Raw genomic sequence first — 17,967 nt, forward strand, 5'->3', positions numbered from 1 at the left:
TCACTTGCCGAGTTCGCGACGGCGTTCGTTCTGCTGGCGGCTTGACCGCTGACGCTGTGCCACGGGCAGACGCTGCGTCCCCGGCTCGATCCGCCAGCGCACGTCGGCGTTGATGCCCGCCTCGGCCAGACGCCGGCGCGCCTCGTCGAAGGAGGCGCACCACTGCTCCTCCCGTTCGACGTCGAGACGACGCTGCTCGTCGCTCTCCGCCGGTTCGGTGCGCAGCAACGCCATCCTTACCTGCCGTGCTTCGTCGACGCGGACCTTGACGGCGTGCTGCGGCCAGTCGCCTCGCGTGAGCACCGCTTCGCCGTCCTGAGCGGTGAGCGTCTCGAAGCCGTCGCCGACCTCGTAGCCCAGCGCGCCGAACGCTTCGCGCAGCACCGTGGCGACGTACTCCTGCTCGGCCTGCCGCTGAACGTCCTCGACGAGACGAACGGCCTCGGCCCGCAGCTCCTCGTCGAAGAGACGCACACCGTCCGCGACCTCGCGGAGCCGGACCCGTACGTCCTCCGCCGCTGGATGCGCCTCCAGCTCGCGGAGGAACCGCAGCGCGGCGGCCCTGCCGTCACGGCGCTCACGAGCCCGTTCGTTGGCCTCCTGGATACGAATACGGACCTCGGTGAGCCGCCCTTCGGCCTCTGACACGGTGGACGCGTCCGCGGCCTGTTCCGCGGCCTCGGTAACGGCCCGCCGATCCTCATCGGTGGCGTCCGGCGCCAGCCGTTTGAGGAGACGGGTGAGATCGGCCGGGGACGCCGTGGGAAGAGGAGCGGCCGCCGACCGGCCGTCCACCGGCTTCGCCCGGATCGACGACGAGACGGCGTCGAAGATCCGTCCGGTGGCCGCCTCGGCGATCGCCTCCGCCAGCGACTCCTCGGCCACCGCGATCCGTGCGTCGGCCTCGGTGATCCATGCGGCGAGCTCCTCGGCGGACCGGCCGGAGAACTCGACTGGAACAGGGAGCTCGACGGCCACGCCGTGACGGCGAGCCGCTTGCGCCAGCGCGGCGATCCGGGCGGTCCGATCCAGCGCCTCACCCACCGCCTTCTCCAGCTCCTGTGCCTCCTGCAGCTCTTGCGCCCGGACTTCGGCACGCCCCTCCGCGAGAGCGGCGAGCGCGCCTGCCCCGGCCGCCGCCAGACCGGCCGCACCCCCCATCACCCGCACGAGCCCGAGAGACGCGATCACCGCCGCGTCCAGGGCGATGTCCGCCTCGACACCGCTGCTCACAGTCGTCCTCCCATGGCCTGCTCACGAGCTTGTTCATGGTGCTGACGCCATCGCTGCATCCGTATCCCGGTCATGACCACGTGCGCGAGCGGTACGACGACGAGGACCGCCAGCCACAGGAGCCAGGCGATCGAGAGAAGAGCTGAAACAAGGACCACGATGAAGAGGAGCGGCACGATGCCGACGACGAGCAGAAGGCCGCAGCCTTGAGGGCCGGTGCGTCGTGTTCGGGAGGACACCTGCCGCGACGCCCCGGAAAGCGCCCGCCCCGTTCCCCGCAGCATCTTCGACAGCCACAGCCATGGGCCGAGAGGAAGATAGTCGCCCCCCTGACGGATCGCCAGCACGCCCTCGGCCGCCATGTCGACGAGCGACGCGATCACGGCAGCGATCAGGAGCAACGGCGTCGGATCGGACGAGGTGCCCGTGGTCCCCGCGGTCGAGCGTACGCTCGCGGATTGCAGCACCTGTGGGGTCAGCCAACTTCCGCCGATCCAGACGACGGCGAGAGGGAGGGTCCAGAGGATCGCACGGATCAACGCCGCGTTACGACCGGCGAGACGCTGCCGCTCGAGATCCTCCCAGTGCCTGCGTCCTTGGGCGGACCGCTGTTCCGATTCATATCGCCGGCGGGCAGCGGCCTCCGTTTCCAGGACCGCGTCCGGCGCCGTCCGCACGAGTGCGAACAGCCGGAGAGGATCGTCACCCGCCTGATCGGAGAGCCACGAGAACCAAGAAACTGGTTCTCGCACCGATTCGCGGGCCCGACCGGCTGCCGTGGCCAGTGACTCCTGCGCCTGGTCGGGCCGACCGGCGAGGGCGAGCAGGGTGGTCAGCACGACCGGGGGTTCGTCCAGGCCCCTCGCCCCGGCGTCGGGAAGACGGCCGGCCGATCGGGGGAGCTGGGAACGCAGCCACTCGGCCTGCCGGTTCCAGGACGTCACCAGTCCCTGCCAGCGATGGTCGATGGCGGTCAGTTCATCGGTCCCGGCGAAGCCGGCCAGGACCGGGAGCAGTCGATGCTCCCACAGCGCCCGGGCCACGCTCGCCGCCGTCCGGTGGTCCGGATGGTGCTGATCGTCGACGACGGCCGCGAGGACCGGGAGGTCGTCGGGGAGCAGGCGCAGCCCGAGGAAGTGGGGTTCGAGGGTGGGATCCAGCCAGCGCAGTAGGTACAGCAGCTTGACGTCGGGCGAGTGGTCGCCGGTCAGGCGTTCGTCGATGAGGCGGATGCGGCCTTCCGGATCGTCGTCGAAGCCGTTCAGCCAGCCGCGAAGCGCCTGCCACGCCTCACTCGGACCGACAGGGGTGTACATCGTCCCGAAGAAGTAGCGAGCCGCGGACTCCCAGTCGGCGAGCAACGCGCGCGCCAGCTCGCCGCGGTCGGTGTACGTCCGGCCCCCGAAGGCCAGCGCGCCCGCGGAGGTGCCCGCGGTGAGCGGCGATGTGGCCGGCGGCGTCGGCGTGGCCACCGCGGGGCTCGCCCCGTCGAGCCACTGCCTGACCTCCTCGCCACCCCATCGCCGACGTGGGTCTCGGGTCAGCAGGCCCTGACAGAGCAGGCGCATCCGCGGATCGGCGATGTCGTCGCAGTCGATGGTGCGGGTCGCGAGATGGTCGACGACCGCCGTCTCGCTCATGCCCGCGAACGGGGTACGGCCGCTCAGCAACTCGCGCGCGATGATGCCGAGCGACCACCAGTCGCGGGCGGGGGAGACCTGGCCGGACAGCGACTCCGGTGCGGCGTACGCGAGAGTGCGTGACGAGGACGCGAACACGACGCTCTGCTCGATCACTCGGCTCAGGCCGAAGTCGGTGATGGCGAGACGGAGTGGCGTGGTTCCGCGAACCAGAACGTTCTCCGGTTTCAGGTCGCGGTGCACGATCCCGGCTGCGTGCAGCCGATCCAACCCGGCCGCGAGCTGCGCGACGGCCTCGGCGACGAGAGCCAGAGGTAGTTGGGCGCCGAGTACCCGTAGGTTGCCCGCCGGGACGTACTCAATGACCTCGTAGTCGCGGCCCTCCGCGTGCCCGGTCTCGATGATGCGCACGACATGCGGGGAGTTGAGCGTAGGCAGTTCCCGCCACACCGAACGGTCGGCCGTGAAGCCCCGCCGGAAGATCTTGACGACGAGCTCCGCGCCCACGGCGTCGCGGACGTGCAGCAGGTCGGATTCGGCCCCCTGAGCGGGGAGCTCGCCGAGGACGGTGAAGCGGTCGGCGAGGTCGGCGGGAAGCCGGACGAGCGACGGACCGGGCGCGCCGCCGTCACGACGGGTGAGGCTGGCCGAATCGCCCTGGGACGGAACGGTGTCGCGGCGCGTCTCGAACTCCTCGCGCCGCGTCTCGGACGGCCCTTCGATGCCCGCCACTACCCGTCCCCTGCCACGTCAGTTGGTGCTTCCGAGGCTTTAACGCGCTTGCCATATCCAACTATCTCGATCAGTGCAGTTCTCCCTGGCTTCGTATGGCATTCAGATGTTCCGTGACCTTGAACTGGTTGATCACAAACTCTAGGAACATCCGAATCATGACGAGCTGGAACAGCCAAATAACCGGTGAGGAGCCGATGATCACGAGCCCGAGAAACCAGCCGTTTCGTAGCTGAAATACCCAAACACCGATGCCAAGTACAGCTAGAGAGTTACAGCTGATCAATAGTATTGAAAGGACGTATACAATTCTGATCAGCTTTGCCGTGACGGTGTGGTCGAAGTTCAGGTCGAAAAGCGCGCCGAGGAAGCCCTTGTCGGTGGGGCGGCGGGGCGGGTAGCCCGGTGATCCCTGGGTGCTTTGGAGAGAGGGGCCGTAACCCGGCGGCGGGCCCTGCCAAGGGGCGGCCGGAGGTGGGGGCTGGTTGGGGGGTGGCGCGTAGGCGCCGTACGGTGGCTGTCCGCCAGGGGGCGGCTGAGGAGGGCCTTGATAGGGCTGGGGGTCGCCCTGGCGCGGGGGTGGGGGGCGGTGCCCGGGATCGTCGGGGGCGTTGGGCATCTCGGTCTCCTCGGCTTCCACCTGTCAAAGGCTAGAGCGCGGAGGGTCTCAGTTCACATGACCAGGCCGTGCTGATCCCGTTTGTCCGCTTCATTCGGTCAGTCGACGGCCCTCGTACGGCCCGACCCAGGACGGATGGCGTGTGGCAGCACGCCCCACAAACGTCAGCGCCCCGGCAGCAGGCCGGGGCACAGTGAAGACCGGTCGGTCAGACCTTGGGGGTTTCCTTGGTGCGCTTTACGACGCCGATCTTGGAGCCGAGCCAGACCAGGGGGTCGTAGCGGCGGCCCACGACGCGCTCCTTCATGGGGATGAGTGCGTTATCGGTGATCTTGATGTGCTCGGGGCAGACCTCGGTGCAGCACTTGGTGATGTTGCAGTAGCCGAGCCCGAAGTCGTCCTGGGCGATCTGCCGGCGGTCGGCGACGTCGGCCGGGTGCATCTCCAGCTCCGCGACCCGCATGAGGAAGCGCGGGCCCGAGAAGTGCTCCTTGTTCTCCTCGTGGTCGCGGATCACGTGGCAGGTCATGGCGGACGGATCCGGCGGCGCGATCATCCAGGGCCTCACGGTCCACGACATCGGCGATGAGGCCGTCCACCCGCGGAACTTCAGCAGCGGCGACACGGTCCAGTACAACCGCATCTACAACACCGGGCTGCGGCGGGCGAAGTTCGGCGAGGGCGTCTACCTCGGCTCTGCCCGGTCGAACTGGAGCCAGGTCAGCGGCGGCCGGATGGACAAGAGCGACGGCAACGTCGTGCGCGGCAACGTCATCCGGGCGACCACCGAGGCCGTGGACATCAAGGAAGGCACCAGCGGCGGTCGCGTCATCGGCAACGTCTTCGAGGGGGCGGCGCTCGGCGGGAACAAGACAACGACTCCTGGGCCGACGTCAAGGGCAACGGCTACGTGATCCAGGACAACACCGGGACGACGACCCCGAAGGACGGCTTCCAGACCCGCCAGATCCTCAAGGGGTGGGGCACCGGCAACGTCTTCCGCGGCGACACGATCGACCTGGACGGCGGCGACGGCGTCGCCGACACGGCCGGCGGCAACACGGTCGCCTGCGACAACAAGGTGCGCGGCGGCCGGCTCACCAAGAACGGCAAGTGCTCGCGAACCAAGGGGAGAAGGCGATGGATTCCAAGCCGACCGAGCTGCCACGGCTCACCGTCATCGGCACCGGCTACCTGGGGGCCACCCACGCGGTCTGCAGGGCCGCCCTGGGGTTCGAGGTCCTCGGCGTGGACGTCGAAAAGAAGAAGATCGCCAAGCTAGCGTCCGGCGAGGTGCCGTTCTTCGAACCCGGCCTGCGCGAGCTGCTCACCAACGCGCTCGACTCCGGCAAGCTGCGGTTCGGCACGTCGTTCGAGGAGGCCGGGGCGTTCGGCGACGTCCACTTCATCTGCAGCGCTCGCCCGATTTCTAGGCGGTTGTACGTCACGCAGGCTTACGCTAACTTTACATTCCTTGACATGGTCAGAAGCATCAGGGGGCCGATGCGATGGCGCATCCAAAGGATTCAAACGCGACTCCGCACCTTCCGTCACTTGACCCTCCGTCGTCATCCAATCCGGGATCCGGGCCGAGCGACTTGGGCCCGATACTCGCCCGGCCGGTCGCATACGGACCGTCATGGCCAGGCGGCGGCAAGGAGAAGATCAGCCCGTCCGTGCACCGGGAGAAGCTGCGCGAGCTGGCCCGTCGGCTAGAGCGAGAGCTCGAACGCTATGAAAAGCTCGCGCGTCATCTCCATCGGGCCGGGAACCTGAGCGCGGCCGATATCGGACAGTGGCAGGCCGCCAATGACCTGCACACGACGCACCAAGAGGCGCACGCGGCCCTGCGCCAACTGTTCGACGCGCACGTGAACGCGCACGCGAGCCTCATCGCTCGGATCAACCAGACGGCCCAGGCCTACGACGACGCGGAGTGGGAAACCACCACATCGATTCGGAAGATCGAAGGCGCCATAGACCACCCCGATGCCAATCCGGCCGCTGCCACGTCAGACGGGGCGCCGAAGCCACTCAACTATTAGATAGGAGCCTCTGGTGCCGTCTGAGGTAAAGAGCGCGGAAGTTCAGGCCCCCGCGCCCAGGGTGGGCGACGTTCAGTATGACGCGCAAACGATCGAGAACTGGGCCAAGGCGACGAGGCCGGGGCGCGTGGCGGCCAGCGGCAAGGCGTTCACCAGCTTCGGCGATGGCCTACACGAGTCCCTCGACCTCCTGTACCGCACCGCCCAAGACCTCGCGGAGGTCTGGAACGGCGAGCCGTCTGCGGCTGCGGCTCAGACCCAGCTACAGCAACTGTACGTGTCGGCCAAAGAGATCGGTGAGGCCAGCAAGAGGGTCGGTACCGCACTGACGCAGCACGGCACGACCGATCTGCCGAAGCTGAAGGCCTACTTCAGTTCTTCCGAGTGGCGCCAGATAAAGAAGAACGCCACGCCGGTCCAGATCACGGGAGTACGCCCAGGGGGAGGCTTTTCCCTCACCCCTCAATTCGGCATGGGGAGTGCGGATGAGGCGGCGGCCAACAAGCTCAGCGAGCATAATGGCACGATCTCGGCCGCGTACACGGCTATACCTAAGTGGTATTCCGTGACGCTCCCGACGGGCTTGAAGCGAGGGGACCACGGGAACATCCCGACGCATGGACCAGGTGCACCCGGCGGTGCTCCTCCAGGCTCACCGAGCCACGGAGTCGGAGGCGGCGGCGGAAAGCTCCCTGGCGGAGGAAGCCTCCCCCACCCGCACGTGCCGAAAATGCCGACTCCCGGTGACGGCACCGGCCCGGGCGCACACGGAAACGGCACTCAGCTGTCGGGGCTCCAACCGGGGGGCGGGACGCCGATGCCTCCTGACCCGCGCAGCGGTCTGACGCCGGATCCGGGGATTTCCCGTGGTCCGCTGGCAGGGGGAACCGGCCCCGGCAGGGACGTGTTCTCGCCCGGCATCGCCGGGCCGGGTTACTCATCCGGACCCGGAGCGGCATCTTCGCGGCCATCGGTCGGCGGTCGCGGGATCGGCGGAGCGGAATCCGCAGCTGCTTCGGAGGCGGCAGCTGCTCGTAACCTCCAACGAGGAGCTGCGGGCCAGGTCGGCATGGTCCCGTCCGGCGGCGCGGCTGGTGACAAGAAAGAGCGCCAGCGGACCACCTGGATGTCCGAGGACGAAGACACATGGCGGCCAAGCGACATTGCGGAGGTCCCTGAACTGATCAGCCGACCGCCGGCGACACACAAGGTCGAACCGGACGAAGACCTAGACTTCTACGAAGAAGATCTCGATCTTTAATGCGCCGACTTTGCCGACCGGTGACGGCAACGTCGATCCTGTCAGCGATGCTCATCATTGGGCCAGCCCCCATCGGAAGTGCGGCCGGCTCGCGCTCCGATGAATGGTGGTTGGACAGTTGGGGGATGTCGAAGATCTGGCCGGTCACCAGGGGGGACGGAGTCACCGTCGCCGTTCTCGACACCGGAGTGAATGCCAGGCTTCCAGAACTCGCGGACGCCGTGCTTCGGGGGGGCGACACCACAGGCTCCGGCACCGACGGGCGTAAGGATCTCGACGACGAGGATGACGGCCATGGTACGGCCATGGCCGCGTTGATAGCGGCGCGGCCACGCGCTGACGGCTTCGTCGGCGTCGCACCAGAAGCCCATGTTCTTCCCGTACAGGTGAGTGGATCGCCCACCTCCGACGCACACACAGCGCTCGTACGCGGCATCCGTTTCGCGGCCGACCATGGCGCCCAAGTCATCAGCATGTCCGTGGGGCTCGATGGCGACACGGTTCCGAACCACTGCCCGGACGATATCCAAGCAGCGATCGCTTATGCCGCACGGCGCGACATCGTCGTCGTCGCCGCCGCCGGAAACTCCGGCGACGAACTGAATGATCACGAGTACCCGGCCGCCTGCGCCGGCGTCGTGGCCGTCGGAGCCGTGGATTCGGACAACAGGCCCTGGGCGAAGACCCAGCGTCAGGATTACGTCACGGTCGCCGCGCCAGGTGTCCACATCGGATGGCTGGCCGCGAGCGGCAAGTACTACCCGAACGGATGGGGCACGAGTCAGGCCACAGCATTGACCGCCGCCGGGGTGGCGCTAGTCCGATCGACCAATCGCACCATGTCGGCGCGGACCGTCGTTCAGCGGATGATCGCGACGGCGAATCCCACCGCGGACACCCTTCCGGACAGCCGCACCGGCTACGGCGTCTTCCGGATTCACCGTGCATTGGACACCGCCGGCTTCCCCGTCAGAGCCGACTCCCCGAACCCCGTCTATCAGCGGCTAGATCAGTGGATGGCCAGGCAGCGAGCCTCCGCCTCCCCGCGCAGCAATGAACAACAGGGGAAAGAGAAGAGTCACCATTCACTCTCGGCGATGTACAAGTACAGTGCGGTTTCCGCGCTTGTTGTTGCCATGATAGGCGTCTCGGTCGGCATTTACTTCCGGAGGCGCGTCGCCGGTTAGCAGCGGCCACCTATAAGGAGTAACGGATCATATGAGTCCGGAGCGATCAAAAGCCACGTGGTCAACGGGTTATTCTGCCGAGCGCGGCAAGCTCGTCGAGTTCAGCAATCGGTGGAGTGGCGCCAGCAACTATTGGCGTTTCTGGAACCTCAGACTCGTCAGACAGAACGATATCCGCAACAACACAGGAAATATTGTCAAAATATTCTTTCTCAAGCGCCTGTTCAGCGAGTTCTCGAGCCACTTCTCCCGGCCTGGAACCCTGTGCGAGTAGTAGCTCTAGCCGATCAAAGGATAGGACCTTCCATACGCCGTCGGTGCAGAGTAGGTATCGGTCACCGAGTTGGGCTTCCAATTGAAAGAAGTCTGCCTCCAGCGCCCGAGAACAATCGAGCACCCGCATGAGCATGCGATCATAGCCGCCCTTCTCGGCTTCTTCCGCAGTCATTTCACCCTCGGAGATCAGTTTATTGGCGAGTGTATGGTCCTGCGTAAGAAGTGAAAGCCGCCCATTTCGGAACAGATATGCACGCGAGTCACCTATATGCGATACAGAAATGGCGTCTTCAGAAAGCAGTACAGAGGTCAATGTAGTGCCGCATGGAGCCCAGTCTTTGTCATATTTGCCCAGCGCGACTAGCCAATCATGGGCATTATTGACCCCCCGCTTCAGTGCGGTGATGTCCTTGCCGCTTGCCTGTGAATCTAGAGCACGCAACGCCTCGATCGCCACAGCACTGGCCATTCGTTCATTGAATGCACTTGCGAAACCATCCGCAACGGCCAGGAGATACGGTCCTGCATATGCGGCATCTTCGTTGTCATCACGCTGCGCCCCGGATTCCGAGAATGCCGCGCGACTGAATCTCACTTTTCGGGAGTTCATCTGACCCCTCCAATCGTTGGCTTCGTCAAAACGGAGGCGCCCCATGGAAAAAGGTTGTTATAGCTCTAGCAGCATCATTCCTAGCAAGATACCGCACTTCTTCTGCCGTGAAACTCTCCTCCATTCCAGCGAGGATCTTCTTCGCATCCACGCCCAAGAGACTGAAGCTGATCTTCCCATTCATCCGTACAACCCTGTCGATCAGATGCTCTGTAAACGCCTTCCTGTTTTCGAATCCGGGATACTGTGCACGGAGATCGGCAAACATTTCATGCTTGAATGTAATTGCGTTCATCCGTCTAGCGAAATTATATAGTTCGTCAGGGTGCGGTATATCGCGGTACATCGTACCGCCGATCTCGACGTCCGCGGTCGGACTTACTCTACCCAAAGCAAGATGCGGCCCTTCCGCTCCCTTCAACCCAAGGGGGTCGATGAGGGCGTAGGGGTTCGTAACGTAGCTGTAGTGATTCGCACCGGCGGCGAGGCCGAGAGGATCGGGAGTGATGTAGCGACCAACGGTTGGATCGTAGTAGCGATGATAGTTGTAGTGATACCCGGTTTCGGTATCGTAATATTGGCCAGGAAAACGCAAGGCGCAATTAGTGCCGCCAGAACCGACTGTCGGGTTTCCCCAGAGAGTGGTTGCGTTATGCCCGCTGAGATTCCCAGCGGGATCGACGAGTTCGGCCGGGATGCCGTTCTGATCCGCGATGATCGCGTGAAACTGCTGGTCGACCCATTCCTGGGAGTTGGCCGCAAGGTGGAGACGTTCGGTTTGGGTAAGGGGTGTAAAGGTGCCGGGTTGGTAATCCCAGGTGACGGTGTGGGCCGGACGGTCCTCAGCGATGCGGGTTTCCTCGATGACGGCCGGGCCGTCCCAGGTGAAGTCGACTTCTTCCGCGACACCGTCTCCATTGGCGATCAGGCGTTGCTTGCCGATCCGGCGTCCCAGAGGGTCATAGCGATAGCGCCAATAGTCGCCCTCGGGAGTGACTACGGCGACCAGAAGGTCGTCAGGAGCCCAACTGTAGGTCCATTCTCGAATCTGGCCCGACAGGGCCAGATAACGGCGGCGGATCAGCCGTCCCTGGGCGTCGTAGTCACAGACGACACGTCCCGCACGGCGGATCAGTGTCCCGGTGTAGGTGTACTGGCCGGTGGTAGCGGTCAGGAGGTCGTCATCGGACCCGGCAGGTAGGTCGGCGGCGGTGAGGCTTCCGATCTGGTCGTAGGCGTAGCGTTCGCTCCATCCTTGAGCGGTGACAGTCATCGCCCGGTTGACTCGATCGAGGTCGTAATGGCGGCCGCCGCTGAGACGGTCGTTGATCGCGGTGATATGGCCATCGAGGCGGCGACCGTACGTACGGAATTGCAGCAGCCGTGGCTCGCTTTCGCTTTGCGAAAGCCGCCCATCCTGCCGGTCCTGCCTGCGTTGCGAACCGGTTGCCGGGGTGGGTGCCCCCCACAGGGCCTGCGAGATCAGCCGGTGGCCAATGTCGTACCGTTGGTCGAGAATCGCCCCGGCGCCGATATGCCTTCTAACCTCACGGCCAGCGGCATCGTAGGTGAACTGCAAGGTCTGGCCGCCGGTTGCCATACCGACCGGCCGGCCAACCGGATCGTAGGTCCAGACGGTCTCCGCGCCGGAAGGGGTGCGGCGGTGGATGCGCCGGCCGGCGGAGTCGTAGGCGAAGGTCACGGAGCGGCCATTGCAGGTTTCGGCGAGCACCCGTCCCAGCGGATCACGCTGCACGGTCACGTCGGCGTCCGGGCCGATCGCGTGGGTCAGCTGCCCGGCGGCGTCATAGGTGAAGTGAGTGGTGCGGTCACCGGCACGCTCTTCGACGACGTTACCGAGGGCGTCGCGGGTGTAGGTGATGCTCTCTCCCGCACCGTTGACTCGCGCCGACAGCCGCCCGGTCGGATCATGCTCGTACCGGAGTATCCGGCCGTTAAAGTCGGATTCCCGTACCAGGTTCCCAGCCGGATCATAGGTGTACGACCAGGTCAGTCCTTGGGGACCGGTGACGGCGATGAGCCGAAGCTCTGTGTCATGATCAAACGTCAACGTTATACCGTCCGGGCCCGTCCGGCTGGTAGGAACGTCGAACGGCCCGTAAGCGATATGAGTCGCCTGTCCGACGGCGTCCACCGTCGTGACCAGATTCCCTTCCGGGTCGTACTCCCACGTCTCGGTACCACCCGCCGGTGTGGTGTGGGTGGTGCGATGGCCTTCGACACTCCAGCCGAGTCGGGTGATCCCGCCCACTGGATCGGTCACCGCGACTATTCGCCCGAACTCATCCCGCTGATAGGTGGTAATGGCATCTAGCGGATCGGTCACTCTCACTGCCAGCCCGGCAGGGTTTGCATCGACCCGGCTGGTGTTTCCGAGCGGGTCGGTCACCGAGGCGAGACCGCCGTGGCCGTCATAGGTGTAGCGGGTGACCGCGCCCAAGGGGTCGGTGACAGCGGTCAGGTTCCCGGCTTGGTCATAGGTGGAGCGCCAGATAGCGCCATCGGGGCCGGTGACCTGGACGGGCATATTCAGCTCATCGAACACAGACCGCAGATACGTGCCATCGGGAAACTGCACCTGTGCCCGGTTGCCGTATTCGTCGTACCAGTGACGGACCGTGTGTCCTAGCGGATCCGTCCGCGAGATGAGCCGGTCGCGTTCGTCCCACTCCGAGACGGTCGTGTGGCCCAGCGCGTTGGTCTCCGCGACGACCTGACCACGCTCATTGATCTGGTAGGTGGTCTCCTGGCCAAGGGAGTCGGTCAGAACGCTCCACCGGCCTCCCACGTCATAACGCAAAGAGGCATTCAGGTAGCCGTCGGTACCGTATCCCGCCACCGCGCGACCGCGATGGTCGTATTCATAGTGGTACCCGTGCCCATTCCGATCGGTCCAGCCGGTCATCCGCCCGGGGTCGTCATAATCGAAGCGAAACGGCAAACCGGAAGAGTTGGTGACCTCATTGAGGTTCCCGTCGGGGTCATAGCCATACCGTACAAGCGCGACGCCTTCGCTGGACTCTTCCGTGAGAAGTCGCAACGCCCGTATACGCTTGCGTGCCGTTGGGCCGTCGGTGTCGACCGCGACCTGGTACCCACCCGAATGCCGAACTGCGTTCAGCACCCCAAAACTATCGTAATCGAAGTCGATCTGGTTGCCGTTACGATCACTGATCGCGGTGATAGGCCACGTATTCTGGTGAACTCCTCGCGGCATCCGAAAATGGAACCGCTGCCCCGACCGTGGGTCATCGATTGCATACCCATCCGCTCCAAGCCAGGTCAGTAGCCGCGCCGGCCCGCTAGTGGGGGGCAATGACGTTCCCGAGGAAAACGCCCGTGGATAGGTACGGATCGTCCCGTCAGCCGCCGCATAGCGGATTGCGTCCGCCGCCACCTCCAGCCGCTGGTCCAGCATCGAAGCCCAGGAGATACCGAACAGTCCACCCTGCCGGTACGACGATAGGTGCACTCGGCTCAACACCAGCGGTAGCGCCCCTGGAAGGCTTACGTCCGATTGCGCGAACGACACCTCACCGGTGGCGACGTTGATGGGGTCCTTCGTCGTCGTGGTCGCTTCAGGGGCTTGACCGGTCCGACCCTCCTCGAGCGATCTGGCGGTCTTTCGTTCAGCGTCGGTCGCGGCCTGCCCGCTGTCGCGTGCCAAGTCCTTTCCGAGGTTCTTCCCGGCCTGTTTGCCAGCGCCTTCGGCGATGTCTTTGGCCACCTCCTCGCCCGCCTCGGCTCCGGCACGCTTGGCGGCCTTCCCGAGCAGCTTCCGGACGACTTTGGTGACGATCGTCGACTCGACCTCACCACCAGCCATCAAGTAGCCCCGAGGATCGTGTTGATCGCCTCGTTGATGATCGCGTTAACGATCCGCTGCTGGATCTCCTTGAACACCGGTATCTCCAACAGCGATGCCCCGAACGTCACCGCTGCGGTCGCGACCGCCTCGATGATCTCGGCCAGGAGGATCGACAACTGAACGATCACATTGACCTTCAGCGCCAGGACCACAGCGGCGCACACCATCAACACCGCGCCCAGTGCATGCGCGGCCGTTGCACCGTCACTCAACACCCGAGCCGGGGACTCCTCGTGTTCCCAACGGCTCTTGAACCTTTCAACCGCCGGCCCGCTGTTACCCGACCACACCTCCTCGGCGGCGCTTTGCGCATCCCGGCTGATCTGCTGCAACCGGCTGCCGTATGCCGACCATGAATGCCCGAGAGAGAGCAGCCGTTCCTCATCGATCTCCGGCCAGGTGAATCCCAGATCATTCAGCAGCGTTTCCAATTGCCCCGGAAGCGTCAGTCCCATGCCTACAGATCCTCACCTACACGCTTCGCTGCAGCAACTCCCGCATTCTCCGCACCGTCGTAGCGAGCAGCCATTACATCGACCGCCTTCCCGAACGATACGAATGCTTTAACCGCCGAATCGTATGACGTGTGCGCCCAGGAAATCACCGCCTCATAAGAGGCCCCAATCAACGATCCGACCATATCGGTCGAGCCGTACTTCAAATCCTTCGCTTGGGCCTGAAAAGATTTCCATTCTTTATCCAGCGACTCGCCCGCCCGATGAAGATCCGACGCCGCCCGCCGCAATGATCCCGACTGAATTTTGATCCCATCATCGGTCACTGCTCGCTCCATCGGCCGCTTCCTGGATCTTCGCAACCGTCTCAGCAACCCCTTGGCTGATCCGATTCATCTGCCGAACAGACTCGGCCTGCAAGATCTCGAGCGCACTTGCCAAAGCACCCGGATCCATCGTCCCTGCACCGGCCTTGGCTGTCTTGGCCCGCAGGTTACTCATCGCGGCATTCACGGCCTTCGTGATCAGGCCGCACAACTCCTCAGACCCGAGCCGCATCAATTGCGGGTCCACATGGAGTTTCTCCACCCGGCCACCGGCGACTACCACCGCAGCGACCTTCCCGTCGGCCGCCCTACCACGACCCCGCAATGGTTCGGCAGGCTTTCTGCCTTTCGAGCGGCCACCGGAGGGCCTAGGCGATGCCAGTCCTGCCATCACGCGCCGCGTGTCCTCGAACAACAGGTCAAGACTCGCAGCATCGAACGTATCCCCGGTCACCAGGCGCCCCCACGATTCATGCGGATGATAAAGTAGCACTGACCATAACGGCGAGCCTGCAATAGCTGCAAGCGCCCGGGTTGCGGACACCTCCGGAACCTCCTATATGGAGTGTTCAGCGAGCCTCGCGAGGATCCAGCCCGCCGCCAGGCCGACGGGCGCAACGTTCGGAGCGGGAAACACCGCCTCGTCCTGGCCGCGTTCCGTTGGCCGACCGAGCCAGCCGTATCTCGTGCCGCCAGAACCCACTAAATGATTTATTCCAAGGGATCTTGATGTGCGAACGCAGCGAGGGTGTCCAAGATCAGGTTGTCTTCCCGACCGCCGGGCACCTGGCGTCCTGGGCCAAGTTCACGCTGCTGGTGAAGGAGTCCGCCGGGAAGAAGAAGGGCAAGAACGCCACCGGCCACGGCGACCCCTACCTGGCCCGCGGCTCGGCAACACCGCCATGGCCATCGGCCGCACCGATACCTGAACCGAGTCTTCGCGTTTGTGCTTCGACCTGATGGTGCCTCGGCCCCGTGTGGTTTCGCGAGGTCGAGGCACCGAGACGGTCAGGCCTTCGGGGTCTCCTTGGTGCGCTTTACGACGCCGATCTTGGAGCCGAGCCAGACCAGGGGGTCGTAGCGGCGGCCGACGACGCGCTCCTTCATGGGGATGAGTGCGTTATCGGTGATCTTGATGTGTTCGGGGCAGACCTCGGTGCAGCACTTGGTGATGTTGCAGTAGCCGAGCCCGAAGTCGTCCTGGGCGATCTGCCGGCGGTCGGCGACGTCGGCGGGGTGCATCTCCAGTTCCGCGACCCGCATGAGGAAGCGCGGGCCGGAGAAGTGCTCTTTGTTCTCCTCGTGGTCGCGGATGACGTGGCAGGTGTTGTTGCACAGGAAGCATTCGATGCACTTGCGGAACTCCTGCGAGCGCTCGACGTCCACCTGCTGCATCCGGAACTCACCGGGCTCGACCTCGCCGCCGTCGAAGGCGGGGACCTCGCGGGCCTTCTCGTAGTTGTACGAGACGTCGGTGACCAGGTCGCGGATGACGGGGAACGTGCGCATCGGCGTGACCGTGACGGTCTCGTCCTCGGTGAACGTCGACATTCGCGTCATGCACAGCAGCCGCGGCCGGCCGTTGATCTCCGCGGAACAGGAACCGCACTTGCCGGCCTTGCAGTTCCAGCGGACGGCCAGGTCGGGCGCCTCGGTGGCCTGCAGCCGGTGGATGACGTCGAGGACGACCTCGCCCTCGTTGACCTCGACGGTGTAGTCCTTGAGCTCGCCCTCGCCGGCGTCGCCGCGCCAGACCCGGAACTTCGCCTTGTAGCCCATCTCAGTTCTTCTCCTCAGCGGGGAGCTCGCCCTCGGTCAGGTACTTCTTCAGCTCGTCGAGTTCGAAGAGCGAGAGGAGGTCCTCACGCATCGGCTCCATGTCCTGGCGCTTGAGCTCGACGTTGCCGTCGGTGAGGCGGCACACGAGGTTGAGCTTGCGCCAGTCGGCGGACATCTTCGGGTAGTCGTCGCGGGTGTGGCCGCCGCGGCTCTCCTGGCGTTCGAGGGCGGCGCGGGCCACGCACTCCGAGACGATCAGCATGTTGCGCAGGTCGAGGGCGAGGTGCCAGCCGGGGTGGTAGGCGGGGCCCTGCCCCTCCGTGACCGTAGCGCCGGCCGAGGGCGCGACCGCGACGTTGTTCACCCGCTCGCGGAGCTTGCCGAGCGCCTCGATGGCCTGCTCGAGCTCCTCCTCGCGGCGGATGATGCCGACGAGGTCGTTCATGGTCTGCTGGAGCTCCTGGTGGACCGCGTAGGGGTTCTCCCCGGTCTCGCGCTCGTACGGCTCCAGGGCCTCGGCGATCGCGGCCTCGACCTCGGACTCGGGCACCGACACGGTGGTCTCGGAGGCGTACTCGGAGGCGCCCAGGCCGGCCCGGCGTCCGAAGACGAGCAGGTCGGACAGGGAGTTGCCGCCGAGGCGGTTGGACCCGTGCATGCCGCCGGAGACCTCGCCGGCCGCGAACAGGCCGGGCACGAGCGCGGCGCCCGTGTCGGGGTCGACCTCGACGCCGCCCATGACGTAGTGGCAGGTCGGCCCGACCTCCATGGGCTCGGCCGTGATGTCGACGTCGGCCAGCTCCTTGAACTGGTGGTGCATCGACGGCAGCCGCTTGATGATCTGTTCGGGCTTGAGCCGGGAGGCGATGTCGAGGAAGACGCCGCCGTGCGGGGATCCGCGGCCGGCCTTCACCTCGGAGTTGATCGCGCGGGCGACCTCGTCACGGGGCAGCAGCTCGGGCGGGCGCCGGTTGTTGTCCGGGTCCTCGTACCAGCGGTCGCCCTCTTCCTCCGACGTCGCGTACTTGTCCTTGAAGACGTCCGGGATGTACTCGAACATGAACCGCTTGCCGTCGGAGTTCTTCAGCACGCCGCCGTCGCCGCGAACGGACTCGGTGACGAGGATGCCCTTGACCGACGGTGGCCAGACCATGCCGGTCGGGTGGAACTGCACGAACTCCATGTTGATCAGCGAGGCCCCGGCGAGCAGGGCGAGCGCGTGGCCGTCCCCGGTGTACTCCCAGGAGTTGGAGGTCACCTTGAACGACTTGCCGATGCCGCCGGTGGCCAGCACCACGGCGGGGGCTTCGAAGACCACGAACTTCCCGGTCTCGCGGATGTAGCCGAACGCGCCGCAGATCTTGCCCTCCTCGTCCTTGAGGAGCCGGGTGATGGTCGTCTCGGCGAAGACCTTGAGTCGGGCGTCGTAGTCGCCGAGCTCCCGGTGGTCCTTCTGCTGGAGGGCGACGATCTTCTGCTGGCAGGTGCGGATCAGCTCGAGGCCGGTGCGGTCGCCGACGTGCGCCAGGCGCGGGTACTCGTGCCCGCCGAAGTTGCGCTGGCTGATCTTGCCTTCCTTGGTGCGGTCGAACAGCGCGCCCCAGGCCTCCAGCTCCCAGATGCGGTCGGGAGCCTCCTTGGCGTGCAGCTCGGCCATGCGCCAGTTGTTGAGGAACTTCCCGCCGCGCATGGTGTCGCGGTAGTGGACCTGCCAGTTGTCCTTGGAGTTGACGTTGCCCATGGCCGCCGCGGCGCCGCCCTCGGCCATGACCGTGTGGGCCTTGCCGAACAGCGACTTGGAGATGATCGCGGTCTTCTTGCCCTGCAGCCGCGCCTCGATCGCGGCGCGCAGCCCGGCGCCGCCGGCGCCGATGACGACGACGTCGTACTGCAGCCTCTCGATGTCAGTCACTTG

The 17,967-nt window shown here is 65.4% G+C and carries 15 protein-coding genes and 1 pseudogene; 5 read left to right on the forward strand and 11 right to left on the reverse strand.

From position 1 onward, the window contains the following. The 4 genes and pseudogenes from ACQP2O_RS07715 to ACQP2O_RS07730 form a co-directional block, all read right to left on the reverse strand. Entirely contained in the window at positions 1-1,233 is a 1,233-nt protein-coding gene (locus ACQP2O_RS07715) for a response regulator receiver protein (RefSeq protein WP_433181231.1), read from the reverse strand. Continuing rightward, positions 1,230-3,605 (reverse strand): serine/threonine-protein kinase, encoded by a 2,376-nt coding sequence (locus tag ACQP2O_RS07720; RefSeq protein ID WP_433181233.1) that lies wholly within the window; start codon positions 3,603-3,605, stop codon positions 1,230-1,232. The genes ACQP2O_RS07715 and ACQP2O_RS07720 overlap by 4 nt, the downstream gene beginning before the upstream one ends. 70 nt (positions 3,606-3,675) lie before the next feature. Next, entirely contained in the window at positions 3,676-4,245 is a 570-nt protein-coding gene (locus ACQP2O_RS07725) for a DUF4282 domain-containing protein (RefSeq protein WP_433181234.1), read from the reverse strand. 187 nt (positions 4,246-4,432) lie between these two features. After that, a pseudogene (locus tag ACQP2O_RS07730) lies at positions 4,433-4,747 on the reverse strand (succinate dehydrogenase/fumarate reductase iron-sulfur subunit); the annotation flags it as partial. Between the two features lie 4 nt (positions 4,748-4,751). Between ACQP2O_RS07730 and ACQP2O_RS07735 the strand changes: the two are divergent. The 5 genes from ACQP2O_RS07735 to ACQP2O_RS07755 all read left to right on the forward strand — a co-directional run bounded on the left by ACQP2O_RS07735 (position 4,752) and on the right by ACQP2O_RS07755 (position 8,717). Further along, positions 4,752-5,138, forward strand: a complete 387-nt coding sequence (locus ACQP2O_RS07735) for a hypothetical protein (RefSeq protein ID WP_433181236.1) — start codon at positions 4,752-4,754, stop codon at positions 5,136-5,138. A gap of 226 nt (positions 5,139-5,364) precedes the next feature. Further along, positions 5,365-5,940 (forward strand): hypothetical protein, encoded by a 576-nt coding sequence (locus ACQP2O_RS07740; RefSeq protein ID WP_433181238.1) that lies wholly within the window; start codon positions 5,365-5,367, stop codon positions 5,938-5,940. Next, positions 5,901-6,269, forward strand: a complete 369-nt coding sequence (locus tag ACQP2O_RS07745) for a hypothetical protein (protein WP_433181240.1) — start codon at positions 5,901-5,903, stop codon at positions 6,267-6,269. Before ACQP2O_RS07740 ends, ACQP2O_RS07745 begins: the two co-directional genes overlap by 40 nt. A gap of 13 nt (positions 6,270-6,282) precedes the next feature. Continuing rightward, positions 6,283-7,530 (forward strand): hypothetical protein, encoded by a 1,248-nt coding sequence (locus ACQP2O_RS07750; protein WP_433181241.1) that lies wholly within the window; start codon positions 6,283-6,285, stop codon positions 7,528-7,530. Between the two features lie 125 nt (positions 7,531-7,655). Then, the gene (locus ACQP2O_RS07755) at positions 7,656-8,717 is read left to right on the forward strand and encodes a S8 family serine peptidase (protein ID WP_433181243.1); all 1,062 of its coding nucleotides are present in this window, start codon (positions 7,656-7,658) and stop codon (positions 8,715-8,717) included. 61 nt (positions 8,718-8,778) lie between these two features. Here ACQP2O_RS07755 and ACQP2O_RS07760 read toward each other — a convergent pair whose 3' ends face one another. The 7 genes from ACQP2O_RS07760 to ACQP2O_RS07790 all read right to left on the reverse strand — a co-directional run bounded on the left by ACQP2O_RS07760 (position 8,779) and on the right by ACQP2O_RS07790 (position 17,964). Beyond that, complete coding sequence (locus tag ACQP2O_RS07760) at positions 8,779-9,603, reverse strand: PP2C family protein-serine/threonine phosphatase (RefSeq protein WP_433181245.1); 825 nt, start codon at positions 9,601-9,603, stop codon at positions 8,779-8,781. A 25-nt stretch (positions 9,604-9,628) separates the two neighbouring features. Further along, a complete protein-coding gene (locus ACQP2O_RS07765; RefSeq protein WP_433181247.1) occupies positions 9,629-13,450 on the reverse strand; it encodes an RHS repeat-associated core domain-containing protein in 3,822 nt (1,273 codons plus the stop codon). Then, positions 13,450-13,947: a hypothetical protein gene (locus ACQP2O_RS07770; RefSeq protein ID WP_433181249.1), complete on the reverse strand. Its 498-nt coding sequence runs from the start codon at positions 13,945-13,947 to the stop codon at positions 13,450-13,452. The genes ACQP2O_RS07765 and ACQP2O_RS07770 overlap by 1 nt, the downstream gene beginning before the upstream one ends. Before the next feature lie 2 nt (positions 13,948-13,949). After that, entirely contained in the window at positions 13,950-14,273 is a 324-nt protein-coding gene (locus ACQP2O_RS07775; RefSeq protein ID WP_433181251.1) for a hypothetical protein, read from the reverse strand. Next, positions 14,263-14,664 carry a YbaB/EbfC family nucleoid-associated protein gene (locus ACQP2O_RS07780; RefSeq protein ID WP_433190960.1) on the reverse strand — a complete coding sequence of 134 codons (402 nt, stop codon included), beginning with the start codon at positions 14,662-14,664 and terminating at the stop codon, positions 14,263-14,265. The genes ACQP2O_RS07775 and ACQP2O_RS07780 overlap by 11 nt, the downstream gene beginning before the upstream one ends. Positions 14,665-15,281: 617 nt before the next feature. Continuing rightward, positions 15,282-16,052 (reverse strand): succinate dehydrogenase/fumarate reductase iron-sulfur subunit, encoded by a 771-nt coding sequence (locus tag ACQP2O_RS07785; RefSeq protein ID WP_433181253.1) that lies wholly within the window; start codon positions 16,050-16,052, stop codon positions 15,282-15,284. Position 16,053: 1 nt separating this feature from the next. Then, positions 16,054-17,964 (reverse strand): fumarate reductase/succinate dehydrogenase flavoprotein subunit, encoded by a 1,911-nt coding sequence (locus tag ACQP2O_RS07790; protein WP_433181255.1) that lies wholly within the window; start codon positions 17,962-17,964, stop codon positions 16,054-16,056. Between the last annotated feature and the right edge of the window lie 3 nt (positions 17,965-17,967).

Source organism: Actinoallomurus sp. CA-150999 (genome assembly GCF_050942425.1).
Taxonomy (GTDB): Bacteria; Actinomycetota; Actinomycetes; order Streptosporangiales; family Streptosporangiaceae; genus Actinoallomurus.

Coding starts and splice junctions, on each gene's coding strand:
- ACQP2O_RS07735 (WP_433181236.1), top strand. CDS start 4,752: ATGGCGGACGGATCCGGCGGCGCGATCATCCAGGGCCTCACGGTCCAC.
- ACQP2O_RS07740 (WP_433181238.1), top strand. CDS start 5,365: ATGGATTCCAAGCCGACCGAGCTGCCACGGCTCACCGTCATCGGCACC.
- ACQP2O_RS07755 (WP_433181243.1), top strand. CDS start 7,656: ATGTCGAAGATCTGGCCGGTCACCAGGGGGGACGGAGTCACCGTCGCC.
- ACQP2O_RS07760 (WP_433181245.1), bottom strand. CDS start 9,603: ATGAACTCCCGAAAAGTGAGATTCAGTCGCGCGGCATTCTCGGAATCC.
- ACQP2O_RS07765 (WP_433181247.1), bottom strand. CDS start 13,450: ATGGCTGGTGGTGAGGTCGAGTCGACGATCGTCACCAAAGTCGTCCGG.
- ACQP2O_RS07770 (WP_433181249.1), bottom strand. CDS start 13,947: ATGGGACTGACGCTTCCGGGGCAATTGGAAACGCTGCTGAATGATCTG.
- ACQP2O_RS07780 (WP_433190960.1), bottom strand. CDS start 14,664: ATGGCAGGACTGGCATCGCCTAGGCCCTCCGGTGGCCGCTCGAAAGGC.
- ACQP2O_RS07785 (WP_433181253.1), bottom strand. CDS start 16,052: ATGGGCTACAAGGCGAAGTTCCGGGTCTGGCGCGGCGACGCCGGCGAG.